General features: G+C 59.2%; 18 protein-coding genes and 1 pseudogene. 6 read left to right on the top strand and 13 right to left on the bottom strand.

Going from position 1 to position 22,112, the window contains the following annotated elements:
* Positions 1-111: 111 nt before the first annotated feature.
* Positions 112-936 carry a tRNA 2-thiocytidine(32) synthetase TtcA gene (ttcA, locus tag BK662_RS28435; RefSeq protein ID WP_052966613.1) on the bottom strand — a complete coding sequence of 275 codons (825 nt, stop codon included), beginning with the start codon at positions 934-936 and terminating at the stop codon, positions 112-114.
* A 430-nt stretch (positions 937-1,366) separates the two neighbouring features.
* Between ttcA and BK662_RS28440 the strand changes: the two genes are divergently transcribed.
* Both BK662_RS28440 and BK662_RS28445 read left to right on the top strand, forming a co-directional pair.
* Entirely contained in the window at positions 1,367-1,969 is a 603-nt protein-coding gene (locus BK662_RS28440; protein ID WP_123360297.1) for a Yip1 family protein, read from the top strand.
* Positions 1,970-2,127: 158 nt separating this feature from the next.
* Complete coding sequence (locus BK662_RS28445; protein WP_008011643.1) at positions 2,128-2,622, top strand: SprT family zinc-dependent metalloprotease; 495 nt, start codon at positions 2,128-2,130, stop codon at positions 2,620-2,622.
* 138 nt (positions 2,623-2,760) lie between these two features.
* Here the strand turns inward: BK662_RS28445 and BK662_RS28450 are convergent, their stop codons facing one another.
* Both BK662_RS28450 and BK662_RS28455 read right to left on the bottom strand, forming a co-directional pair.
* On the bottom strand, positions 2,761-3,942 hold the full coding sequence (locus tag BK662_RS28450) for a CaiB/BaiF CoA transferase family protein (RefSeq protein WP_123360298.1): 1,182 nt from the start codon (positions 3,940-3,942) through the stop codon (positions 2,761-2,763).
* 144 nt (positions 3,943-4,086) lie between these two features.
* The gene (locus tag BK662_RS28455) at positions 4,087-5,421 is read right to left on the bottom strand and encodes a dicarboxylate/amino acid:cation symporter (RefSeq protein WP_123360299.1); all 1,335 of its coding nucleotides are present in this window, start codon (positions 5,419-5,421) and stop codon (positions 4,087-4,089) included.
* Positions 5,422-5,759: 338 nt separating this feature from the next.
* On the opposite strand from BK662_RS28455, the gene BK662_RS28460 reads away from it, so the two are divergent.
* Positions 5,760-6,758 (top strand): AraC family transcriptional regulator, encoded by a 999-nt coding sequence (locus BK662_RS28460; RefSeq protein WP_123360300.1) that lies wholly within the window; start codon positions 5,760-5,762, stop codon positions 6,756-6,758.
* A 306-nt stretch (positions 6,759-7,064) separates the two neighbouring features.
* On the opposite strand, the gene BK662_RS28470 is transcribed toward BK662_RS28460, so the two are convergent.
* From BK662_RS28470 to BK662_RS28490, 4 genes and pseudogenes are all read right to left on the bottom strand, one after another.
* Positions 7,065-7,424, bottom strand: coding sequence for a DUF6124 family protein (locus tag BK662_RS28470; RefSeq protein WP_123360302.1), 360 nt, complete (start codon positions 7,422-7,424; stop codon positions 7,065-7,067).
* A 516-nt stretch (positions 7,425-7,940) separates the two neighbouring features.
* A complete protein-coding gene (locus BK662_RS28475) occupies positions 7,941-9,287 on the bottom strand; it encodes an ATP-binding protein (protein ID WP_123360303.1) in 1,347 nt (448 codons plus the stop codon).
* Positions 9,284-9,961: a response regulator gene (locus tag BK662_RS28480; protein ID WP_007899104.1), complete on the bottom strand. Its 678-nt coding sequence runs from the start codon at positions 9,959-9,961 to the stop codon at positions 9,284-9,286. Before BK662_RS28480 ends, BK662_RS28475 begins: the two co-directional genes overlap by 4 nt.
* A 219-nt stretch (positions 9,962-10,180) precedes the next feature.
* Positions 10,181-10,783 (bottom strand): annotated as a pseudogene (locus BK662_RS28490) (hypothetical protein).
* Positions 10,784-10,930: 147 nt separating this feature from the next.
* Here BK662_RS28490 and BK662_RS28495 point away from each other — a divergent pair.
* Positions 10,931-11,722: a dienelactone hydrolase family protein gene (locus BK662_RS28495; protein ID WP_123360305.1), complete on the top strand. Its 792-nt coding sequence runs from the start codon at positions 10,931-10,933 to the stop codon at positions 11,720-11,722.
* Positions 11,723-11,884: 162 nt separating this feature from the next.
* Entirely contained in the window at positions 11,885-12,610 is a 726-nt protein-coding gene (locus BK662_RS28500; protein WP_221179116.1) for a 4'-phosphopantetheinyl transferase family protein, read from the top strand.
* 145 nt (positions 12,611-12,755) lie between these two features.
* Here the strand turns inward: BK662_RS28500 and BK662_RS28505 are convergent, their stop codons facing one another.
* Entirely contained in the window at positions 12,756-14,366 is a 1,611-nt protein-coding gene (locus BK662_RS28505) for an ATP-binding protein (protein ID WP_123360307.1), read from the bottom strand.
* Positions 14,363-15,085: a response regulator gene (locus tag BK662_RS28510; protein ID WP_095634362.1), complete on the bottom strand. Its 723-nt coding sequence runs from the start codon at positions 15,083-15,085 to the stop codon at positions 14,363-14,365. Before BK662_RS28510 ends, BK662_RS28505 begins: the two co-directional genes overlap by 4 nt.
* 736 nt (positions 15,086-15,821) lie before the next feature.
* Between BK662_RS28510 and BK662_RS28515 the strand changes: the two genes are divergently transcribed.
* Positions 15,822-18,716, top strand: a complete 2,895-nt coding sequence (locus tag BK662_RS28515) for a ribonucleoside-diphosphate reductase subunit alpha (RefSeq protein WP_123360308.1) — start codon at positions 15,822-15,824, stop codon at positions 18,714-18,716.
* A gap of 292 nt (positions 18,717-19,008) precedes the next feature.
* Here the strand turns inward: BK662_RS28515 and flgE are convergent, their stop codons facing one another.
* Genes flgE through flgB form a run of 4 tightly spaced genes read right to left on the bottom strand, consistent with a single transcriptional unit; the run spans position 19,009 to position 21,913 of the window.
* The gene (gene flgE, locus BK662_RS28525) at positions 19,009-20,322 is read right to left on the bottom strand and encodes a flagellar hook protein FlgE (protein WP_123360310.1); all 1,314 of its coding nucleotides are present in this window, start codon (positions 20,320-20,322) and stop codon (positions 19,009-19,011) included.
* A gap of 31 nt (positions 20,323-20,353) precedes the next feature.
* Positions 20,354-21,043: a flagellar hook assembly protein FlgD gene (gene flgD / locus BK662_RS28530; protein WP_123360311.1), complete on the bottom strand. Its 690-nt coding sequence runs from the start codon at positions 21,041-21,043 to the stop codon at positions 20,354-20,356.
* A 15-nt stretch (positions 21,044-21,058) separates the two neighbouring features.
* Positions 21,059-21,502: a flagellar basal body rod protein FlgC gene (gene flgC, locus BK662_RS28535; protein WP_007937507.1), complete on the bottom strand. Its 444-nt coding sequence runs from the start codon at positions 21,500-21,502 to the stop codon at positions 21,059-21,061.
* 3 nt (positions 21,503-21,505) lie between these two features.
* The gene (gene flgB, locus BK662_RS28540; protein ID WP_123360312.1) at positions 21,506-21,913 is read right to left on the bottom strand and encodes a flagellar basal body rod protein FlgB; all 408 of its coding nucleotides are present in this window, start codon (positions 21,911-21,913) and stop codon (positions 21,506-21,508) included.
* Positions 21,914-22,112: the final 199 nt, after the last annotated feature.

Genomic DNA, 22,112 nt, shown 5'->3' on the forward strand with positions numbered 1-22,112 from the left:
GCGAGCGATAAAACCTGTGGGAGCGGGCTTGCTCGCGAAAGCGGTGTGCCATTCAACATGAATGTCGACTGACACTACGCATTCGCGAGCAAGCCCGCTCCCACATATTGCTCAGAGGTTTACAACATTGACGAAGCGCGAAGCCGCCGTTTCGTCAATCTTGAGGCTGGTGAAGTCAAACAGGTTACGGTCCGCCAGTTGCGACGGAATCACGTTCTGCAAACTGCGAAAAATGCTTTCGGTACGGCCGGGGGTCTTGCGTTCCCACTCCTGCAGCATCTCTTTAACCACCTGGCGTTGCAGGTTTTCCTGGGAGCCGCAGAGGTTGCACGGGATGATCGGGAATTGTTTGAAATCCGAGTAGGCCTGAATGTCTTTTTCGTTGCAGTAGGCCAGCGGACGGATCACCACGTTGCGACCGTCATCGGCGCGCAGCTTCGGCGGCATGGCCTTGAGCGAACCGTTGAAGAACATGTTCAGGAAGAACGTCTCGACGATGTCGTCACGGTGGTGACCGAGGGCCATTTTGGTCGCGCCGATTTCATCGGCAAAGGTGTAGAGCGTGCCGCGACGCAGGCGCGAGCACAGCGAGCAGGTGGTCTTGCCTTCCGGGATCAGCTCCTTGACCACCGAATAGGTGTCTTTCTCGACGATGTGATACTCGATGCCCAGTTCTTTGAGGTAAGCCGGCAGCACGTGCTCGGGAAAGCCTGGCTGCTTCTGGTCCATGTTCACGGCCACGATCTCGAACTTGATCGGAGCGACCTTCTGCAAATGCATCAGCACGTCGAGCATGGTGTAGCTGTCCTTGCCACCGGACAGGCAGACCATGACCTTGTCGCCATCTTCAATCATGTTGAAATCGGCGACAGCCTCACCGGCCTGGCGGCGAAGGCGCTTTTGCAGTTTGTTCTGGTTGACCGTGAGAGTGCCCATGACGCGAAATCCGTGAGGTGTGACGAAAGGCCGGCATTTTACGCAAAAACCCTTTCGGGGCGAAGCCTGCACTTATATGACTTGAGCATACCCCTGTGGCGAGGGAGCTTGCTCCCGCTCGGCTGCGCAGCAGTCGCAAAACCTGCCGCCGCGGTTTGCCTGACACAAACAGGGTGGCTGTCTTGGGGCCGCTTCGCGCCCAACGGGGGCAAGCCCCCTCGCCACAGGTTTCTATTCGGCACAGATCCTGCGGCGATTAACAAAATTGTTTACAGCGCGATTTGCTCTAAAGCCCTCGCACTATTGCCGTTAACTCCTTTCTATACTGCGGCATAAGGTCGCACACGTATCAGACCTGTACTTACCTGGCCACTTTGGCCCGTAAGCGCTCCGCTGGGGGGCGATGGCAACAACAAGAGGAGTGACTGGCATGATCCATCACGTAGTGGGGCTCTTCACCCACCCTGACCAGGAATGGAAAGAAATCCGTGGCGACCAGGAGGAAAGCATCAGCCACATGTACCTCACGCACACCCTGATTCTGGCGGCAATCCCCGCCGTGTCAGCATTTATCGGTACCACGCAGGTCGGCTGGGTCATCGGTAGCCGGGCACCGGTGATGCTGACCACGGAAAGCGCACTTTGGATGACCGTCATGTCGTACCTGGCGATGCTCGGCGGTGTCGCGGTGATGGGGGCGTTCATCCACTGGATGGCCCGCACCTATGACGCCAACCCGAGCCTGGCGCGCTGTGTCGCGTTCGCCACGTACACCGCGACTCCGTTGTTTATCGGCGGCCTGGCAGCGCTGTACCCGCACATGTGGCTGGGGATGATCGTCGGCACCGCGGCCATCTGCTACACGGTGTACCTGCTGTATGTGGGCTTGCCAACGTTCATGAACATTCCGTCGGACGAGGGATTTCTGTTCTCAAGCTCCGTGCTCGCGGTTGGATTGGTGGTGTTGGTGGCCATCATGGCGTTCACGGTGATTGTCTGGGGACTTGGCGTGGGACCGGTCTATACGAATTAGCCACACACCCGCCAAAAACTCGATCTGCCAATACAGGCCGCCGCAAGGCGGCCTTCTACTCTCTAAGAAAGAGCAGGAGGTACGACCATTCGGCGCCTCGGCGATTCGCAAGTCCCGAGGGTTGCGGCATACTCGACGTCTCTGGAGATCCATCAAGCATGCCCGAGCAACTCAATACCCGCGTCGAAGACTGTTTTCAACAAGCCGAATCCTTTTTCAAACGACCTTTCAAACGCCCCGTGGTGAGCCTCAAGCTGCGCGGGCAAAAAGCCGGTGTCGCGCATTTGCACGAGAATCTGCTGCGCTTCAATCCGCAGCTGTACCGGGAAAACACCGAAGACTTTCTCAAGCAGACCGTGGCGCATGAAGTCGCCCACCTGATCGCCCATCAATTGTTCGGCGACCGCATCCAGCCTCACGGAGAAGAGTGGCAATTGATCATGCGCGGTGTTTACGAACTGCCGCCCAATCGCTGCCACACCTACGACGTCAAACGCCGCAGCGTGACCCGCTACATCTACAAATGCCCGTGCGCCGACAGTGATTTCCCGTTTTCGGCGCAGCGTCATGGTTTGGTGAGACAGGGGCGGCGGTATTTGTGTCGGCGGTGCAGGAGCACATTGGTGTTCAGTGGGGAAATGCGGGTCGAATAGCTGGATTTATGGTGCGCGTGCCGACGCCATCGCGAGCAGGCTCGCTCCCACATTTGATCTGCGGCGTTCGCAAATAATGTGTTCACAACAGATCCCCCTGTGGGAGCGAGCCTGCTCGCGATGGCGTCTAACCAGTCACTACACAACCACCCTCGCACGCCGCAATTCCTCGATCCGTTCAACACTAAACCCCAACTCCCCCAACACCTGATCCGTATGCTCACCCAGCCCCGCCCCGATATGCCGAGGCTCAGGCAACCCATCCGAAAACTTCAATGGGCAAGCGATCTGAGCCTGAGTCGAACCATCGCCCCTCGGCACCTCAGTCACCAATTCCCGCGCCTTCAACTGCGGATGCCGAACCGCTTCGCCCAGGCTCAACACCGGCTCGACGCAGGCATCGACCCCGGCAAACAGCTCACACAACTCGGCAAAGTCATATTTTTCGAATTCAACTTTCAGCGCCTCCTTGAGCGCCTGTTGCCGGGCTGGTTCGGGTGACAACCCCTGGGCCGCCAGTTCTGGCCGGCCCAACGCCGTGCAGAGTTGCAGCATGAACACCGGCTCCAGACTGCCCACCGACAACCAGCGTCCATCGCGCGAACGGTAGTAATCGTAGAAGCTGCCACCATTGAGCATCTGCTCTTCCCTGCCCGGCTCCACGTCACAGGCCAGGTACCCGGCACCGACCATGGCATTCAGGCTGAAGGCGCAGTCGGTCATGCTCACATCCAGATGCTGCCCTTGCCCGGTCTGCTGCCGCGCGATCACCGCCGCCAGCAGGCCGATCACCCCGTGCAGCGAGCCGCCCGCGACATCCGCTACCTGCATGCCCAACGGCACCGGGCCGCTGTCGGCACGGCCGGTGTAGCTCGCCAGCCCCGCCAGCGCCAGGTAGTTGATGTCGTGCCCGGCGCGATCCTTATAGGGGCCGGTCTGGCCATAACCGGTAATCGACACATAAATCAGCTTCGGGTTGATCGCCTTCAAGGCTTCATACCCCAACCCGAGCCGGTCCATCACGCCGGGACGAAACTGCTCCAGCACGATGTCGTGGTCCTGCAGCAATTGCTTGATCACCTCCAAAGCCTCGGGCTGTTTGAGGTCCAGTGCCAGGCTGCGCTTGTTGCGGTTGAGGTACGCGTGGCTGGCCGACACACCTTGATCATGCGGCGGCAATACTCGCAGGAGGTCCATGCGGGTCGGCGATTCAATGCGCAGTACCTCGGCGCCCATGTCTGCCAGCAGCAACGAGGCGAACGGCCCCGGCAGCAGTGTCGAGAAATCCAGAACCTTGAGTGATGCCAGTGGACCGAGCATGAGATGTTCTCCAGTGCGATCCCCCAAGCCTAGGCAGCCTGGGACATTGCAGCAATCACCTTATGTGTCAGTGGCGGTGACCGTTGCGCTCAAATCGCAGGCATGAAAAAACCCGCCGAAGCGGGTTTTTCATTACAACAAGGCTTACTTGGCGCTCGTCGGGGTTGCCCCTTCGACGTGGCCCAGAACATCGTCTTTAGGTTCGTCGGCAATACCGCGACCGCCCGAGGCCAGCTCGGCTTGCAGCACGTCGGTATCCAGTTCCTTGACCCACTTGGCCACAACAAGGGTGGCAACCGCGTTACCGATCAGGTTGGTCAGCGCGCGGGCTTCGGACATGAAGCGGTCGATACCAAGGATCAGCGCCAGGCCAGCGACCGGCAGGTGGCCGACAGCGGACAAGGTGGCAGCCAGAACGATGAAGCCCGAACCTGTCACGCCGGCAGCGCCTTTGGAGGACAGCAGCAATACCACCAGCAGGGTAATCTGGTGAGTGATGTCCATGTGGGTGTCGGTTGCCTGAGCAATGAACACTGCCGCCATGGTCAGGTAGATCGCCGTACCGTCGAGGTTGAACGAGTAACCGGTCGGGATCACCAGGCCCACAACGGATTTCTGCGCGCCCAGGCGTTCCATCTTGATCAGCATGCGTGGCAGCACCGATTCCGAAGAAGACGTACCCAGCACGATCAGCAGTTCTTCACGGATGTAGCGAATCACTTTCAGCACGCTGAAGCCGTGAGCGCGAGCGATACCGCCCAGTACGACCAGAATGAACAGCAGGCACGTGATGTAGAAGCAGGCCATCAGCTGACCCAGTTGCACCAGCGAGCCAACACCGTAGGCACCAATGGTGAACGCCATGGCGCCGAAGGCACCGAGTGGCGCGAGCTTCATGATCATGTTGATGATGTTGAACATCACGTGGGCGAAGCGATCAATGAAGTCCAGGATCGGCTTGCCGTAGGCACCCAGGCGATGCAGGGCGAAACCGAAGATCACCGAGAACATCAGCACTTGCAGGATATCGCCAGTGGCGAACGCGCCGATGATGGTGGTCGGGATGACATTCAGCAGGAAGCCAACGACGCTTTGATCCGCACCGGCAGCAACGTAGGTGGCGATTTTGGAGGCATCCAGCGTGGTGACGTCGATGTGCATGCCGCTACCCGGCTGCACGATGTTGACCACTACCAGACCGACCAGCAAGGCGATGGTCGAAACGATTTCGAAATACAGCAGCGCGTAACCGCCGGTCTTGCCGACCGACTTCATGTTCTGCATGCCCGCGATACCGCTGACGACGGTGCAGAAAATGATGGGGGCGATGATCATTTTGATCAGTTTGATAAACCCGTCACCCAGCGGCTTGAGGGCCACACCGGTCTGCGGGTAGAAGTGACCGAGCAGGATGCCGATAGCGATGGCAACGATCACCTGGAAGTACAGGGATTTATACAGTGGCTGACGAGTCGTCATTGCAAAGTTCCTCAAGAGTGCCTCAGTAACAACATCCATCTGTTGTCCCTGACACCTCAATTGCGAACCCTCCTGCACTGGAGGGATTTGTTTTGTCGAGCTGCGCGACGCAGGTCTCTGCGGCTTGTATCGCAAGCCCCGTGCCACCTCGGGTAAAAAACCTGTCAGCCTTGTGACATCAAGGGTTACAGGTTTTTTTCGTCACTCATCGGCTACAAAGATGTGGCGGATTTCCGCCCATCAGCCAAACCCGGTCCTGCAATTTGGCGGATATCCGCCTTGTTCATTCTCGACAGGCACCGCTACCATCCATTGCTCAGTAGACGGACCTGCCCCCTATGCGCGAACGCACCATCGCCAGCCATTTCGCCCGCGCCGCCCTCGGTGGCGCGCGCCGACGTGGCTACGACTATTCGAGCCTGTTGCAACAACTGGGCATCAGTCCCGAGTTGCTTGAGGAGCCGCGTGCGCGCATCGCACCTGAGCAATTCACCCGGTTGATCCAGGGCTTGTGGCTGGCCCTGGACGACGAATACCTGGGCTTCGGGCAGGCACCGAGCAAACCCGGCAGCTTCGCCATGATGTGCCACGCGGTGATCCACTGCCGCACGCTGGAGAAAGCGCTCAATCGCGGCTTACTGTTTTACAGCCTGTTCCCCGGGGCACCGCGTCTGACGCTGAACCGCGAAGGCGACATGATTCGCCTGAGCCTGGACGATTCGCCGCTGTGGGACCCGGACCACTTTCTCAGCGAAAGCCTGTTGGTGATCTGGCATCGGTTCGGCAGTTGGCTGATCGGCCAGCGCATTCGTCTGGAGCAGGCCACGTTCAGCTACCCGAGGCCCGAACACGGAGCCGAATACGACTTGCTGTTTTCCTGCCCTCTGGAGTTCTCCACTATTCAGAGTAGCCTGCTGTTCCACAGTCGCTACCTGAACATGCCACTGCTGCAGGACGAACGAACCCTCAAGCACTTTCTCGAGCGCTCCCCCGCCGACCTGCTATCGCGCCCCGACGAAGGCGACAGCCTGGGCAGCCAATTGCGGCGCTTGCTCAGCCGCGACAATGCACGCTGGCCGGACCTGGACGCGGTAGCCGCGCACCTGCACATCAGCCCGCAAACCTTGCGTCGGCATTTGCGCGAAGAAGGCACGAGTTTTCAGGAGTTGAAGGATCAGTTGCGGCGCGATATTGCGATTTATCACCTGGGGCGCGCGGATCTGTCGTTGCAACAGATTGCCGAGCAGCTGGGGTTCTCCGAGCCTTCGGCGTTTCACCGGGCGTTCAAGAAGTGGACGGGGTTGACGCCTGGGGCCTATCGCGCCCAAGAGAATTGATTTTTGCGTTGAATTGACTGGCCCCATCGCGAGCAGGCTCGCTCCCACATTGGATCGGCGTCACTCACAAATAATGTGTTCACAGCAGATCCCCTGTGGGAGCGAGCCTGCTCGCGATGAGGCCCGAAAAAACACCGCAAAAACTGTGCAACCAGCCAAGCGGTTGTGGCGAGGGAGCTTGCTCCCGCTGGGCTGCGAAGCGGCCCCAAACCCGCCAATCGCGTTTTTTCAGACATACCACAAGCACCGGTTTTACGACTGCTTCGCAGCCGAGCGGGAGCAAGCTCCCTCGCCACAGGTGCTTCGCTAGCCTCGCGGATCGAAGTTATCCAGCACCCGATTGACGGCCAGCTCACCAAGCATGACCACCTGCTGAATCCCTAACATCATGTTGCGATGTGGCATGTCCATCAATCCGGCGAACTCACTGAGCATCATGCTCGCTGACGCCAGGGATTCGCAGGCGTTGACCAGCAGGGTTTCGTTATCGACCTCGGCGCCGACATGGTAAATGGTGCTGGGTTTGCGCACGGTGTCTTTGGGGATGGGCGGCTTGAGGTAGTAATCGAGGGCGCGGTCGGCGGCTTCGTTGAGTTTTTTGGAGTCGGGGGTTTCGTACGGGGAAACGTCGTCGGTTTCCGGTGGGTTGGGCGTGATCTTGAACATGTGAAGCTCCGTGGTTGATTGAGCCGCCACGACCTATCGCTAAACAAGTAAAGGTGGCGGCTGTACGCAGGTTAGCGATCCGGGTCACAGAAACCCCGGGTAGACTCGAAGGTCTCCCACGCACAGCCACCATTACGCGAATTGCAGGCAATAAAAACTGCAATCAAAACTTGGGCGCTTTTGCGTCTGTGTATGGGATCGGATCGCTAAACCCGATCGCTGATTCGTCAGCGACCCGCAAACGATAGAACCCGGCCCTTAGGCGCACAAGCCGGCGGATTCTGGCGTAGTCGTAGGCAGCGGCGCAAGGATGTGTAGCCTGGGAGAGTATCTGGAAGTGTCGTTTAAACAGTGCTTGTTTAGCAGTCTGACACTGAGCCTTGTGGTGGCTGTACCGGCCTCATCGCGAGCAGGCTCGCTCCCACAGGGGACCTGTGGTGAATCCATTTTTTTGCGAACGCCGCAGATCAAATGTGGGAGCGAGCCTGCTCGCGATGAGGCCAGCCCTGCCAATCACTAAACCACCGGAAAATGAATCCGGAATGCCGCCCCGCCCATCGGCGAATCCCCCAGTGTCAGCTTGGCGCTGTAGCTTTCGATGATGTCCTTGACCACCGCCAACCCGATCCCCTGCCCCGGATGCTGGCGATCCAGCCGTTCCCCGCGCTCGAGAATTCGCGCGCGCTGGTCCAGCGGTACACCAGGGCCGTCATCTTCAACGCACAACTCAATCCCGCTGAGGGTTTCGCGCACGCTGATGCGCACTTCGCTCAGGCACAGGCGATAGGCGTTTTCCAGCAGGTTGCCCATCATTTCCAGCAAGGCGCCTTGCTCGATCGGCACGTAGCACTGCTCCGGCAGATCGAAAGCGACCCGCACACGTTTATCGCGATAGACCTTGTCCAGGGTGTTGCAGAGGCTTTGCAGCACCGGACGCAGGCGCACCTGATGGCGCACCAGGCCACTTTTGCGCAGGCTCGCACGTTGCAGCTGATAGCCGATCTGCTGGCTCATGCGTTCGATCTGGGTTTGCAGCACCCAGGCCTGCTCGCGCTCTTGCGGCTTTTGCGCCATGTCTTCGCTGACCCCTTGCAACACCGTCAGCGGGGTTTTCAGGCTGTGGGCCAGGTCGTCGAGGGAATCGCGATAACGGCTGCGCTGTTCGCGTTCGCTGTGCAACAAGCGGTTGAGCGAGCCAGTCAGACGCAGCAATTCACGCGGGTGTTGTTCGCTGAGGCTTTCTCGGGTGCCGCTTTCGATCTGGTCCAGTTCCTGACTGAGCCGGCGCAACGCCTGCAAACCCCAGGTCAGGCCGATCCACAGCAAAGCGAGCAACACCAGCAAGGCTGCGCCGAAGCCCAGATAAAGGTTTTCCCGCAGGCCTTGGAGGGTGATTTCGTATTCGCGCACCGGTTGCAGCGCGACGATGCTGAATGCCGCACTTTTGCCACCCAGCAATTTGACCTCGACGTCATAGACGAAGAACTCTTCACCATTGGCTTCACGAATTCTCGCGAACTCATTGCCGCGCCCGTCGTAACGCGGCTTGTAGTTGATTTTCTCTTCCTGGGTGGCTTTCGAGCGCCAGACCAGGTGACCTTCGCGATCATAGATGTAGCCGAGCAAACGGCTGTCGGTGAGGTTGAAGCGCTCATCGGGCAGCTGCGTCGGCATCTGCAAGCGGTTGTTATCCACCCGCGCGGCGGAGATCAGCGTGGTGACGTCCGACGCCAGGCGCTGTTCGATGGAATCCTGCAACGCCAGGCTGAACGCGCCCTGCATCGCCGGCAGCAACGCCAGCATGAACAACACCGCCAGAATCGTGGCGGCGAGCATCAATCGGACACGAAGGGAACGAATCAAGTGCAGCGCTCGTTAAACAGGTAGCCGAGGCCACGCACGGTATCGATCGGCTTGAAGCCGGCCGGGCCTTCAAGTTTGCGGCGCAAGCGGCCGACCAGCACTTCGATCACATTCGGATCGCGCTCGCCGTCATCCGGGTAGAGCTGCTCCATCAAGCGGTCCTTGGCCACCACTTGCTGGTGATGGCGCATCAGGTACTCGAGGATCCGGTATTCGTAGGCGGTCAGCGCCAGCGGTTGCTCGTCGAGGGATGCCTGTTTGCGATTGAGGTCCAGCAACAAGGGACCGGCGACGATGGTCGACTGGGTGAAACCGCTGGAGCGGCGCAGCAAGGCATTCAGGCGGGCGTCCAGCTCTTCGAACTGGAACGGCTTGACCACGTAGTCGTCGGCACCGGCGGCGAGGCCTTCGACCTTGTCCTGCCAGTTGCCGCGCGCGGTGAGGATCAGGATCGGAAACGTCTTGCCCCGGGAGCGCAATTGACGAATCAGATCGAGCCCGCCCATGCCCGGCAGGCCGAGGTCGATCACCGCCAGGTCATGGTTGAACTGCTCGGCCTGATACAACGCCTCCTCGGCGTTGGCCACGGACTCGACCACGTGGCCGCTATCCGTCAGACGTGTTTGCAGGTGATGGCGCAACAGCGCTTCATCTTCGACGACCAGCAATTTCATAACGCTCTCCTGGGCAAATCAACATCTCCAAAGACAAACCTCGATGGCTGACAGGGCGACGCCAGTCAATCAAGCCGCGGAACCTGTGGGAGCGAGCCTGCTCGCGATAGCGGCGGGTCAGCCAATATTCATGCTGAATTTACCGCCGTCATCGCGAGCAGGCTCGCTCCCACAGGGATTGCGTTTAACTGACTGGCGCATACCCTCGCAAAACGCTTTTTAGAAAGCGTAGTTGGCGGACAGGTACGTCTGGGCGCTGCTGGTCAAGTCCAGCGAACCCTGTTTGCTGCCGCCGCGCTCGCTCATCTCGGTGCTGGCGTTGCTGCGCAGGTAACGGTAACCCAGCTCGACCGAGGTGTTTTACGAAACTTGCTGCAATACACCGACCTGGCCGCCAATGGCGTAACCGATGTCGCTGTCGCGGCTGAAGCCTGGCGAATCCTGGGTCAGTTTGGTCAGACCGGCGGTGGCACCGCCGAACAATTTGGTGCTGCCACCTACCGGGTAGAACAGATCGTAGCTGCCCAGCAGGTTTTCCTGACGCAGTTTAATGCCATTGTGCGAGCCCGACACGTTGTCATAAGTGGCGTAGTAGCGGCCCTTGCTGTCTTGCTGGCCCAGACGCACACCCCAGGTGTTGTCCTTGCCGATCACACCGTCGGCGTTCGGGTGGTTGAGGTTGTCGTTCAGGGCGTTGGATTTTTTAACCTTGTCGCTGGTCTGGCCAAAGGTCAGGCCCGCAAAATTGGTGGTATCGGCATGGGCCGCCACACTGGCGCCCATCATGGTGAAAGCCAGAAGCAGTTTTTTAAAAGTAGTCATTGGGGAGTTTCCTCATGCGCTATGTGCTTTTTGGGTACGGGGCAAGGTTACCGCCCCCTCCCTGTACTGCCCCTGAACGCACTCTGAACCTGGGCTGAATCACATCGACTACGCTGTTCTGACGACTCTTGATAAGGAGATTTGATCATGCGCGCGTTTCTCGCCCTCGTATTACTGGCTCTGAGCGGGGTCAGCCAGGCCGCCATCCAGACCCAGGAAATTCCCTACCAGAGTGCCGACGGCACCAAGCTGATCGGCTATTACGCGTACGACGACGCCATCAAAGGCCCACGCCCGGGCGTGGTGGTCGTGCATGAATGGTGGGGCCTCAACGACTACGCCAAGCGCCGCGCCCGTGATCTGGCTGGTCTGGGCTACAGCGCACTGGCGATCGACATGTTCGGCGACGGCAAGAATACCGAACACGCCAAGGATGCCATGGCCTTCATGCAAGCAGCATTGAAGGACAGCGCAGCAGCCAGCGCGCGGTTTCAGGTCGGGCTCGATTTGCTGAAGAAACAGCCGCAAACCGATCCGGACAAACTGGCAGCCATCGGTTATTGCTTCGGTGGCAAGGTGGTGCTGGATGCGGCGCGTCAAGGCGTCCCGCTGGCAGGCGTGGTGAGTTTCCACGGTGCGCTGGTGACCAATACGCCGGCGACGCCTGGCAGTGTGAAGGCGAAAGTCCTGGTGGAGCATGGCGCGCTGGACAGCATGGTCACGGCGGAAAACGTGATGGCATTCAAAGCGGAAATGGACAAGGCCAAAGCCGACTACAAGTTTGTCACCCTCGAAGGCGCCAAGCATGGGTTCAGTAATCCCGAGGCGGATCGTCTGAGCCATGGCGACCATGGCGGGCCGGACATTGGTTACAGCAAGACTGCTGATGAGAAGTCCTGGGCGGACATGCAGGCGTTTTTCAAGAAGATTTTTGGTTAAACCGGTAGACCGTGTCGCGGCCATCGCGAGCAGGCTCGCTCCCACAGGGATTTGTGAAGTTGCATAAATCCAGTGTGGGAGCGAGCCTGCTCGCGATGGCCGCACCGCAGATCTGAACCTCGGGACTACCCAGCCTCAAGGCAACCCGGCAAAATGCCCGTCATGAATCCCGTCCCCGCCCTACCCGTCTGCTGCTCCCCACTCGACGCCCATTGGCCGCTGCCGTTTGTGCTGCCCGATACAGTCCTGCTGGGTACCCACTTCGATACCAAGCAACTGGCCAGCGATGATTTCCAGCGCAGCGCCATCGAGCCGCCTGCGAGCATCCAGCGTTCGGTGGCCAAGCGCCAAGCCGAGTTTCTCGCCGGGCGAGTCTGCGCTCGGGCGGCGCTGCAACAACTGGAAGGGCTGAATTTCATTCCGGCCATCGGAGAAGACCGCGCACCGGTGTGGCCGGCGCATATCACCGGTTCGATCACCCACAGCACCGGCCGGGCCGCGGCGATTGTCGCGAACAAGGCGCACTGGCGCGGTCTGGGGATGGACCTGGAAAATCTGCTCGACGCGGAGCGCGCCGAACGCCTGGCCGGAGAAATTCTCACCGGGCCTGAGTTGCAGCGCATGGCTGGCGGTGCTCGCGATCAATTGGCAATGCTGGTGACGTTGACGTTTTCGGTGAAGGAAAGCCTGTTCAAGGCGCTCTACCCGATCGTGCAGAAGCGCTTCTATTTCGAACACGCCGAAGTGCTGGAGTGGAGCGCGGGAGGTGAAGTGCGTTTGCGGTTGCTGACTGACTTGTCCAGTGAATGGCGTAGCGGCATTGAGCTGGATGCGCAGTTTGCAGTGATGGATGGGCAGTTGTTGAGTCTGCTCAGTATCAAGGCTTGAGGATTCGTAGTGGTCATGCGGGCCTCATCGCGAGCAGGCTCGCTCCCACAGTTGATCTCTGTTGTTCACAAATTGTGTGTTCACAGAAGATCCAAATGTGGGAGCGAGCCTGCTCGCGATGAGGCCCCCCAAAGCAACAAAGATATCAACGCCTCTCCTGATTCCTCGGCCAGCTCAAACTGAAACAGGCCCCGCCCAGGCTTTTACTCTTGCCGATCAACGCTCGCCCGTCATGCCAATGGATGATCCGCCGCACAATCGATAACCCTAATCCATGCCCGCCCGAGGCGCGGGTGCGGCTGTCATCGAGGCGCAGGAACGGGGTGAAGATTTTCTCCCACGCGGTTTCCGGTACGCCCGGCCCGTCATCCTCAACATCCACACGACAACGCTGCTGCCCCACCTGATAACTGACGGTCACCCGGGAATGGGCGTGGCGCATGGCGTTGCTCACCAGGTTCTGCAACGCCCGGTGCAAGTAACGCGGCTCGGCCTCGACCCAGGCGTCGTCGCAATCGGCGGCCGACAGGCACAAGCCGCGCTGTACAGTGACCTCGGCGCGCAGTGGCGCCAGTTCTTCGATCACCTGATTGACCAACGCATCCAGATCGATCCGCTGAAAGTTCAGTGCCGGCGAACCCTGCTCCAGCCGCGCATAAGTGAGCATCTCGTCGACCAGCCGATCGAGGTCCTCGATGTCGTGGTCCATCCCTTCGCGGTATTTTTCCAGCGCCTCAGGTGTGGTGGCCGATCCGATCATCTCCAGGCCAAAACGCAAACGCGCGACCGGCGTGCGCAGTTCATGGGACACGGCACGCACCAGTTCTCGCTGAATCGCCAACAATTGCTGCAAGTGCTCGGCCATGCCGTTGAACGCCGAAGCCAGGCGCCCCACCGAGTCCGCGCCGCGTGCCGGTACGCGGGTTTCCAGGCTGCCCTTGGCGATGCGCGTGGCGGCGGCTTCCAGTCCGCGCAAACGGCGCTCCAGCTGACGCACCAACAGATAGACAATCAAACCGATCAGGCTCAAGCCAAGGGCCGCGATCAGCACCAGCCACTCGGGCGGGTAAGGATTCATCTGATACAGCGGGCCGATTTCCAGCACCCACGGCGTACCGACCATGCCGGCAAACACCCGGATCGAATCGCCGCCCTTGCCCAGCGCCATTACCGTGTCGCCTTCGGATACGCGGCGGCTCTGGTCTTCGTCCATGTCGGCCTGATCGATCGTGACCAGTTGCAGATCGAAGCCGAAACCCTTCTCTTCCTTTAACTGCGCCAGACGCTTGGGCTGCTCGGCCACCGGGTAGCGCACCAGTTCATCGGCCAGCAGATAAATGGTCGCTCGCGCCAGTTGCTCGCTGATCTGCTGGACTTCCCCCGTGAGCACCAGTTGTTCCTTGTCGCTGACCAGGCGGTAAACCTTTGCCGCGTGCGGGCCGGTCTGCTCCACCAGGGCCTGGCCGCGCAGCACACGGGTGCGCTGGGTCAGGTCGAGGTCGGTCTGAGGGAATGTCTTCAGCGCCAACGGAATGCCGAGCAAGCGCTCCCATACCAGCAAGGCCCGGTGGCGCTCGGTTTCGTTCATCGGTTGCAGGTTGTCGGCCATCAGCGAGAACGTGCCGTGGGCCAGGCGCTCGCGGTATTGCTCGCTGCGCACCTGATTGAGCAAGTGCAAGGCCAGCACGCCGAGCACGGCCACCAGAATCAGCGCCGCGCACATGCCGCCGTAGATGCGCAGGAAGATGGAGTTCACAACGACAAGTCTGCGCAGGCTTCGGGAACGAACAGATAGCCTTTGCTGCGGATGGTTTTGATCAGCCGCGGATGCTCCGGGTCATCGCCGATCTTCGGGCGGATGCGTGAAATGCGCACGTCGATGGAACGGTCCTGGCCGTCATAACCGATACCGCGCAGCGCGGTGAAGATTTCTTCGCGAGACAGAATGCGCCCGGCGTTGGCCACCAGCAACCAGAGCAAATCGAACTCGGCACTGGTCAACTCGATGCCTTTGTCATGCAGCCAGGCCTCGCGCAATGCGTTGTCCACCACCAATGGGCCGAACTGCAGACGCCGTTGTTTTTCCGGAGCGGTTTCAGGGGGCTCACTGCGCCGCAACAAGGCCTGGATGCGCGCCAGCAGCAGGCGTGGACGAACGGGTTTGCAAACATAGTCGTCGGCGCCGAGGTCAAGGCCGAGGATTTGATCGGTGTCGTCGGTGCGAGCGGTAAGCATCAGGATCGGGCCGTCATACTTGTCGCGAACCTTGCGGCAAATGCTCAGACCATCTTCGCCAGGGAGCATCAGGTCGAGGATCACCAGGTCCGGTTTCTCCTTGATGATGCGTGCCGCCGCAAGGGCGCCGTTGCCCTCGATCGAGACGCGCAGGCCATTGGCTTCCAGGTAATCGCGGGTCAGTTCGGCCAGACGCTGGTCGTCCTCGACAATCAATACCTGCCAGACTTCTTGCTCCACGGAGACCTCTGCTTGCCAACATCACTTTAAAGGGAAGGATCCTCCCGTCTTTTTGTAATGATTGGGGAGGATAAGAATGCATCTGCATTGGCCGATTGTATAAACGGCGCACGTCTGGAACACAAGCCGGTAAATGCGTTCGGACACAACGGTTTTTTGTGATAGGGTTCGCGCCCTTAAAAATCCGAATGACTGTTTTCAATCGCTGAAAATCAGTGAAAAACAGTCCGCTCCAGCTAGGTCGCGGCCTACACGCTTGTTCCACCTTTCACACACAATTTACGCACAGGTTTATCCACAGGCAGTACGTTGCAACACCCTCAAAAACGCATTATCTTGTACCTCGGCGCTAAAAAAACCCTACATGTAGGGTTTTAGCTAAAAAGCCCAACCACATTTCAGACCAGAAACTCAAGCGCTTTATTGCCTGTTCATGGTTGAACCAAGCACGATTTTACAAGCCCAAACCGCATGCGCGGATGGCACCGTTTTTTCAGGCCAGAACAGCCAGAACGGTACGGGTGTTGCAGTCAATACTGGCACCCCTGAAAGGAATCCGGTTTCGAGCCCAGGCTCGCGGCCAAAGACTTCGGCAAGGAAGCGGCATCATTAGCCTTTTTCCTACTGTCCCGAAGTTGTTATGCCCGACGCCACGTCGGTTGTAGTGCTTCAGGACAGAACGGTGGGCACCGTGATGGTGCCCAAACAAACATAGAGAATGTGGAGACAACCCCCCATGCAAACCGACACAACTCGCGAGAACCCGCAGGGCACCTTGCCGCAGGCCGCCGATTCGAATTCGGATCTGTCCGCCACCGCGCCAGGCCAACTGCGCGTGATCAAGCGTAACGGGACTGTCGTTCCTTACACCGATGACAAAATCACCGTCGCCATCACCAAAGCGTTTCTTGCAGTTGAAGGCGGCACCGCTGCCGCTTCGTCGCGCATCCACGACACCGTTGCTCGCCTGACCGAACAGGTCACCGCGACCTTCAAGCGTCGCATGCCATCGGGCGGCACCATCCACATCGAAGAAATCCAGGACCAGGTCGAACTGGCCCTGATGCGTGCCGGCGAGCAGAAAGTTGCGCGCGACTACGTGATCTACCGCGACGCCCGTTCCAAGGAACGCGCTGTACGCACCCCTGCCGAGGACGCGGTACAGGCTCACCCGTCGATCCGTATCACCCGCGCCGATGGCAGCCTTGCACCTCTGGACATGGGTCGTCTGAACACCATCGTCACCGAAGCGTGCGAAGGCCTGGAAGAAGTCGACGGCGACCTGATCCAGCGCGAAACCCTGAAGAACCTGTACGACGGCGTGGCCCTGACCGACGTCAACACCGCACTGGTGATGACCGCCCGTACGCTGGTCGAGCGTGAGCCGAACTACTCGTTCGTGACGGCTCGCCTGCTGATGGACACCCTGCGTGCCGAAGGCCTGAACTTCCTGGGCGTCGCCGAGAGCGCGACCCACCACGAAATGGTCGACCTGTACGCCAAGGCGCTGCCGGCGTACATCGCCAAAGGTATCGAATTCGAATTGCTGAACCCGGTTCTGGCGACTTTCGACCTGGAAAAACTCGGCAAGGCAATCAACCACGAGCGCGATCAGCAGTTCACGTACCTGGGCCTGCAAACCCTGTACGACCGTTACTTCATCCACAAGGACGGGATCCGCTTCGAACTGCCGCAGATCTTCTTCATGCGCGTGGCCATGGGCCTGGCAATCGAAGAGAAGAACAAAGAAGACCGTGCGATCGAGTTCTACAACCTGTTGTCGTCCTTCGACTACATGTCCTCGACCCCGACCTTGTTCAACGCCGGCACCCTGCGTCCACAGCTGTCGAGCTGCTACCTGACCACCGTGCCGGATGACCTGTCGGGCATCTACCACGCGATCCACGACAACGCCATGTTGTCGAAATTCGCTGGCGGCCTGGGCAACGACTGGACGCCGGTTCGTGCGCTGGGTTCGTACATCAAGGGCACCAACGGCAAATCCCAGGGCGTTGTGCCGTTCCTGAAAGTGGTGAACGACACCGCCGTCGCCGTTAACCAGGGTGGCAAGCGCAAAGGCGCTGTCTGTGCCTACCTGGAAACCTGGCACATGGACATCGAAGAGTTCATCGAACTGCGCAAGAACACCGGTGATGACCGTCGTCGTACCCACGACATGAACACCGCCAACTGGATCCCTGACCTGTTCATGAAGCGCGTCTTCGATGACGGCCCGTGGACCCTGTTCTCGCCATCCGAAGTTCCGGATCTGCACGACCTGACCGGCAAGGCTTTCGAAGAGCGTTACGAGTACTACGAAGCCCTGTCCCAGTACCCAGGCAAGATCAAGCTGTTCAAGACCATCCAGGCCAAAGACCTGTGGCGCAAAATGCTGTCCATGCTGTTTGAAACCGGCCACCCATGGCTGACCTTCAAAGACCCGTGCAACCTGCGCAGCCCGCAGCAGCACGTGGGCGTGGTTCACAGCTCGAACCTGTGCACCGAGATCACCTTGAACACCAACAAGGACGAGATCGCCGTTTGCAACCTGGGTTCGATCAACCTGCCGAACCACATCACTAACGGCAAGCTGGACACCGCCAAGCTGGAACGCACCGTGAACACCGCCGTTCGCATGCTCGATAACGTTATCGACATCAACTACTACTCGGTGCCACAAGCGAAGAACTCCAACTTCAAGCACCGTCCGGTCGGTCTGGGCATCATGGGCTTCCAGGACGCTTTGTACCTGCAGCACATCCCTTACGGTTCCGACGCTGCCGTCGAGTTCGCCGACAAGTCGATGGAAGCGGTCAGCTACTACGCGATCCAGGCGTCCTGCGACCTGGCCGACGAGCGCGGCGCTTACGAGACGTTCCAGGGTTCGCTGTGGTCCAAAGGCATCCTGCCGCTGGATTCGCAACAGATCCTGATCGAGCAACGTGGCCAGCAGTACATCGACGTTGACCTGAACGAAACCCTGGACTGGGCACCGGTTCGTGCCCGTGTGCAGAAAGGCATTCGTAACTCCAACATCATGGCCATCGCACCGACCGCGACCATCGCCAACATCACTGGCGTGTCGCAGTCGATCGAACCGACTTATCAGAACCTCTACGTGAAATCGAACCTGTCGGGCGAATTCACCGTAATCAACCCGTACCTGGTTCGCGACCTGAAGGCTCGCGGCCTGTGGGACTCGGTCATGATCAACGACCTGAAGTACTACGACGGTTCGGTACAGCAGATCGAACGCATCCCGCAAGAACTCAAAGAGCTCTACGCGACTGCGTTCGAAGTGGACACCAAGTGGATCGTCGACGCGGCCAGCCGCCGTCAGAAGTGGATCGACCAGGCTCAATCGCTGAACCTGTACATCGCCGGCGCTTCGGGCAAGAAGCTGGACGTGACCTACCGCATGGCCTGGTACCGTGGCCTGAAAACCACCTACTACCTCCGTGCCCTGGCCGCGACCAGCACCGAGAAGTCGACCATCAACACCGGTAAGCTGAACGCCGTCTCCAGCGGCGGCAACCACGGTGACGATTCGGTTCTGGCGGCTCCTGCCGGCCCTGCTCCAGTGCCGAAGGCTTGCGCCATCGACGAGCCGGATTGCGAAGCTTGCCAATAAGCTGAGCGGGTGAGCGCTGAGAGGCGCTTACCTCGATAACCCCCGATCAGTCCTCTGGATTGACCGGGGGTTTTCTTTTGCCTTGAGGAACGTGGTGGCCCGGCTGACGCCATCGCGAGCAGGCTCGCTCCCACAGGGATTTGTGGTGTTGCATAGATCCAATGTGGGAGCGAGCCTGCTCGCGATGAGGCCAATACAGACAACCACGATGTCAGTGCCTGAGACAAATCCCGGCTATAAAAAAGCCCCTCTTGCGAGGGGCTCTTTGTGAAACGCTACCCGCCAACCCGCATCAGGTCATCTGAATGATGGTCTGCATGATGGTGCTCTGGGTGGAGATGGTCTTGGCGTTCGCCTGGTAGTTGCTCTGCGCCTTGATCAGGTCAACCAGTTCGTTGGTCAGGTTGACGTTGGACTCTTCCAGGGAGTTGGATACGACCGAACCCAGAGTACCGGTTTTCGGCGCGTCGACACCGGCCACACCGGAAGCGAAGGTTTCTTTCCAGCGGGTACCGCCCACTGGCTGCAAGCCTTGCTCGTTGGCGAAGCTGGCGACCGCCACCTGGCCGATGGCCTTGGTCTGCTGGTTGCTGAAGTTGGCGGTCATGACGCCGCTGGCGTCGATGGTCAGGCTGGAGATCTGGCCAGTGGCGTAGCCGTCCTGGAATTGGGCAGTACGAGCGGTTGGCGAGTTGTAAGAGGTGGTCAACGCCATGTTGAACGCAATACCACCAGTGGCCGCGACGGAACCGTTCGGACCCCAGGTCACAGGAGTCGTTGCGGCGTTGGTCACGGCACCAGGCACCCAACCAGTCATGGTCAAGGTGTTGCCAGTCTGGGTCCAGCCAGCACCCGCCGTCAGCGTGTTGATGCTGCCGTCGGAGTTGAAAGTGATGTCGGCGGTGATCGCCACTGGAGGCGTGGTAGCAGGGTTGGCCGGGGAACGACCGTCCATGTAAGTGTGAACACGCCAAGCGTTGGTACCCGTTTTCACGTAGTACTGATCCATGGTGTGCTCGTTACCCTGGCTATCGTAGACCTTGGTAGAAATGGTCTTGTTATAACTGTTGGTATCGGTGGGACTGAACGGCGTCACCGTCGGCGTTGTTTCAGCCGAGTTCAGGTTCATCGTCTGATCAACCTTGGTCGTCGGGTTCGGCTTCAGACTCGAAGTATCAATCTTCAAGTCAGTCAACACGCCATTGATGATCTTGCCGTTGGCATCGACGCCATAACCCTGCAGACGGTTGCCGTTGTTATCAACCACATAGTTTTCAGCGTCAGTCTTGAACGCACCGGCACGGGTGTAGCTCAGGGAACCGTTGTCGCTGAGGATGAAGAAGCCGTTGCCCTGGATGCCCATGTCGAGCACGTTGCCGGTGTTGTTCACGTCGCCCTGGCCGAACTGCTGGGAAACGTTGGCCAGACGCACGCCGTTGCCGACGGTCTTGCTGCCGGTACCCAAGCGAGTGGCCGAGTACACGTCTTCGAATTCTGCACGGGACGATTTGAAACCGGTGGTCGCAACGTTGGCGATGTTGTTGCCGGTCACATCCAGTTGTTTGTTGGCTGCATAGAGACCGCTAAGGCCGATATTGAAAGACATATTCCACTCCTTTGTGCCGTGCTAGTCGGCTCTATATACCAATGGTTTGTACTTTGGACAGGGCAACGCTGCCCATGCCTGCCAGGTTCAGCATCAACTCACCGCCGGTCTGGCTGATGGTCACGCTGTTGACCGTTGCCGGCAGGTAAGTAATCAGTGAAGTGTTCGTGTCGTCGATGGTGGTCGTCGCGCCGAAGGTGTAGGTGCCCGCCGGCGCCACGACGCCCGCATCGTCCTTGCCGTCCCAGATAAAGCTGGAATTGCCCGCGCTCTGGCTACCCAGTTCGAGCGTGCGAATGGTTTTACCCTCGGCGTTGTTGATCTTGATGGAGACCCCGGATACTGACGAAGGCACGACGACGGTCCCGTTGAGGCTCTTGGAGGTGTCGACCACTGCTTTGTCGGTTTGCGCAATGACCGAGCGGCCCACCAGCGAAGAAGCCTGCAAGGCTTGCGAGGAGCTGTAGCTGCTGGCAAGGCCGCTGACCGTATCGTTCAGCGTGGTGATACCTTCCAGACTACTGAACTGCGCCAGCTGTGCCACGAACTCGCTGTTGTCCTGAGGATCGAGCGGGTTCTGGTTTTTCAGCTGAGTCACCAGCAATTGCAGGAACGCATCCTTGCCCAGCGCCTGCCCACCGGTAGCGGCCGAGGTCAGACTGTCTTTGATGGTAGGAGTCTGGACCGAAGAGTTGGCCAGAACATCGCTGATAACGCTCATATGAATCGCCCCTTATCACTGACCGAGGGTCAGGACCTTCTGCATCATGGTTTTGGCGGTGTTCATCATTTCGGCGTTGGTCTGGAACGAACGGCTCGCGGAAATCATGTCGGCCATTTCTTCGACGACGTTGACGTTCGGGTAGTAGACGTAGCCCTTGGCATCGGCGGCCGGATGGTTCGGCTCGTAGCGCGCTTCAAGGTTGCTCTGGTCTTCGACCACGCCCAGCACTTGCACGCCTTGACCGGCCGCGTCCTGGTTCTGGAACAGCGAATCGCTGCCGCCGCTCTGGCCGCCCTGGAACATGGTGGCAAACACGGGGTGACGGGCACGGTAGGTCTGGTCGATGCTCGACGAGACGGTCTCGGCGTTGGCGATGTTCGAGGCCACGGTGTTCAAGCGAGTGGTCTGAGCACTCATGCCGCTACCGGCAATGTTGAAAACACTGGATAGAGACATGGATTACTCTCCGCGCAGGGCTGACACGAGCCCTTTGAATTTACTGTTGAGCAGGGTGAAGCTGGCCTGGAAGTTGACCGCGTTTTCCGCGTAGTTCGACTGTTCCAGTTGGGCGTCCACGGTGTTCTGGTCGATCGACGGTTGCATCGGCGTGCGATACATCAGCGACTCGTCGCCATTGCCCAGGCCTTCAGCTTCGATATGACGGCTGTTGGTCATGTTCAAGGCGAAAGTGCCGTTTTTGGTTTTCTCGTTCTGCTCGGCGAGCACTTTCGAGAAGTCCAGATCCCGAGCCTTGTAGTTCGGGGTGTCGGCGTTGGCGATGTTGTTGGCCAGGACTTCGGCACGCTGAGCGCGGAAGCCCAGGGCTTGTTCGTGGATACCGAGCGCTTTATCGAAGCTGATGCTCATGTCGGGAAACCTTTGGGTGACCTGATTTTTCGTACGATGGATATAGCAAGCGGCGTGCCAATTCAAAAAAGCCCGTAAACCGGGGCTTTGCCGGCAGTGGCAAGGCGGCAATGCCAGAAAAGCGGCAACCGATTTCCGCCGCCTGCCGCTTTTCTGCCGCTTCTACGCCGGTAAGCACATACCTGTAGGAGCTGCCGAA

Origin of the sequence: Pseudomonas frederiksbergensis (assembly GCF_003732275.1) — a bacterium.
Lineage (GTDB): Bacteria > Pseudomonadota > Gammaproteobacteria > Pseudomonadales > Pseudomonadaceae > Aquipseudomonas > Aquipseudomonas frederiksbergensis_H.